This window comes from Pedobacter sp. 01T416_2, from assembly GCF_056398925.1.
The window spans coordinates 1-2,658 of sequence record NZ_JBFTQI010000784.1 but is presented as its reverse complement, the minus strand read 5'-3'; the positions used below and the strand labels follow the sequence as shown (position 1 = coordinate 2,658).

Genomic DNA, 2,658 nt, shown 5'->3' with positions numbered 1-2,658 from the left:
TACCTATTGTTATGCCCGCAACTCACATCAATATTGGGGCTACAGCGCAGGAATAGAGTTTGAGCGGAAAATAATTGTTAAAAAAGAGGCGCCTGCACTATTTAAAAAATTCTTAGAGAAAAAAGGCTGGGATGCCACCACCATTTCCCTTTCTGGCAATACCGATTGCTACCAACCTGCAGAAAGAAAATTTAAACTCACCAGGCAGTTGCTCGAAATAGCATTGGCCTATAAGCAGCCCATTGGTATGATTACCAAAAATTCGCTTATTCTTCGCGATCGGGATATTCTACAAGAAATGGCGAAGTTGAATCTCTGCATGGTTTATGTTTCGATTAATAGCTTAAACGAAGATTTACGGCAGGTAATGGAACCCCGAACGACAACTGCCAAACAACGGTTAAAGGTGGTAGAGGAATTGAGTAAAGATGGAATTCCTATGGGTGTTATGGTTGCCCCTCTTGTTCCTGGTTTAAGCGACCATGAAATTCCTAAAATTCTAAAAGCTGTAGCCAATGCCGGTGCGCTAAAGGCAGGCTATACCGTTGTACGACTAAATGGAGCTATTGGGCAGATATTTGAAGATTGGCTGCGCAAAAACTTTCCTGATCGTTTTGATAAAGTTTGGCACATGATTCAGAGTTGCCATGGTGGGAATGTTAACGATAGCAGATTTGGCGACCGGATGCGTGGAGATGGTAATATTTCGCAAATGATCAGGGATAATTTTAGACTCCACTGTCGCTTAAATGGCTTAAATGTAAAGGATATAATTTTAGACCACTCTTTATTCAAGATTCCGAGTAATCAGGCAAGTCTGTTTTAAAAAATTTTGAGGAGAAAGCCCCTCAGCGCTCAGGGCCGTGGTTTTATCATCACGGCCATCTCAAAGTTTTTTTCACGATTTGTAATCGCGACGCTTTGAACCGTAGATTTGTAATCCACGTTGATAAAACTTAGTTTTAACGCCATGAACATTGCATTAGTAACTTATCTGGATAAAGGAGCTTATGATAGCGCCACTGTTGAAAACGAAGATGATAAACTCCTAAATTTCCTGAAAGAAAAAGGACTCAATATTGAAAAAGTAATCTGGAACGATGAGCACATTAAATGGGAAGATTATTCGCTTGCCATTTTAAAATCGCCATGGGATTATTTTGACCTGATTGAAGACTTTTACAGCTGGCTTAATCATTTGGAAGCAAAAAATATAAAATTGCTTAACCCCATTGAGGTAGTGAGGTGGAATGCAAACAAACAATATCTGCAGGAGATTGAAGCTGCCGGATTAAAAATTACACCTAGTTTTTTCATTCAAAATAAAGAAAGTGTAAATCTTGAGCATTTCTTTGAGAAATTTAACACCAATAAGTTAATTGTAAAACCCTGTGTGAGTGGTGGTGCAAAAAATACATTTAAGGTAACTGCAGATAATGTGAACGAGGTTAACCAAAAATTAAATCWCCTTATTCAGGATGAAGATTTTATCATTCAGCCTTTTCTACCAGAGATTCTGGAAAGTGGTGAATGGTCTTTCATTTTCTTTAATGGAGCGTATAGCCATTCGTTAATCAAACAGGCCAAACCTGGCGATTTTAGGGTACAGCCAGCGCATGGTGGCTCTGTGCATCCGCAAAAACCGAGTGAAGAACTGATTGCTATAGCACAACAATATGTAACATTATTTGCTAAAGATTGCCTTTACGCACGGATTGATGGTACTTTCGCTAATGGAGATTTTTTGTTGATGGAACTGGAATTGATAGAGCCTTTTCTGTTTTTGAACACCGAACCCGAAAATTATGAACGGTATTACAAGGCTTTAGCAGATTTGATGTAAAGTTTAGCATCTTCGTCATTCTCGCGCATGCGGGAATCTTAAAACCTGAGTTCGATTATTAAATTGTAAAAATAACTATCAGACAAGGTTTATTCCTAATCTTATCGTCATGCTGAACTTGTTTCAGCATCTTTTTTGGCAGGAAAGACCCTGAAATAAATTCAGGGTGACGACCGACTTAACTCAAAACTAGGTTTAGATAATCAAATCAGTATTTAATTATCGAACTCAGGTTTAAAGCGCATTAAGATTCCCACCTGCGTGGGAATGACGCCTGGATTTTAGAATCTGTTACTGGTAAACGAAGTCGAGATGTCGATCGCTATGGTTTTCTTTTATTTAGCTGCAAAGACCTGAACCCAGTAATTATCCGTTTTAGCTGCTCCCATTTCTTTGAAAGCGGCATTCATGATATTTTTACAATGATCTTCACTTTTTATCCAATCGTTAAAAACCTGCGCCTCCGTGGTTTGGCCAACAGCAATATTTTCACCAATGGTTGTCCAATTGTAGCCAGTAGCTTTGACCCGAGCGCCGACGTTATCACCATTGGCTGATGTATGTGTTAAGGTTTTTATAGAGGCCATGTACTTACTGTGACCAATAGCAGCAGTGCTTAAATTTACGCTCCAGGTTAGTGCTCCAACAGGAGGCATAACAGTTGTTCCGCAATTGCAACCGGCTAAACGGGTGTCGTTTACTAATTTTAACAAGGCATCGTTATTGATATTAGTTGTACTAGAAAGTACCGGAGGATTGTTTGTTCCTGCCGGATCATCAGTTCCTTTTTTACAGGACAAAGTACAACATAACGC

3 protein-coding genes are annotated in these 2,658 nt (G+C 39.3%); 2 read left to right on the top strand and 1 reads right to left on the bottom strand.

All coding sequences use genetic code 11. The annotated features are described in order from the left end of the window. Both AC1DPQ_RS24045 and AC1DPQ_RS24040 read left to right on the top strand, forming a co-directional pair. Positions 1–826 (top strand): PA0069 family radical SAM protein (locus AC1DPQ_RS24045; RefSeq protein ID WP_477611112.1); only part of this gene is annotated, 826 nt, incomplete at its 5' end. Positions 827–970: 144 nt separating this feature from the next. Further along, positions 971–1,843 carry an ATP-grasp domain-containing protein gene (locus tag AC1DPQ_RS24040; protein ID WP_477611111.1) on the top strand — a complete coding sequence of 291 codons (873 nt, stop codon included), beginning with the start codon at positions 971–973 and terminating at the stop codon, positions 1,841–1,843. Positions 1,844–2,178: 335 nt separating this feature from the next. Here the strand turns inward: AC1DPQ_RS24040 and AC1DPQ_RS24035 are convergent. Next, positions 2,179–2,658 (bottom strand): CAP domain-containing protein (locus AC1DPQ_RS24035; RefSeq protein WP_477611110.1); only part of this gene is annotated, 480 nt, incomplete at its 5' end.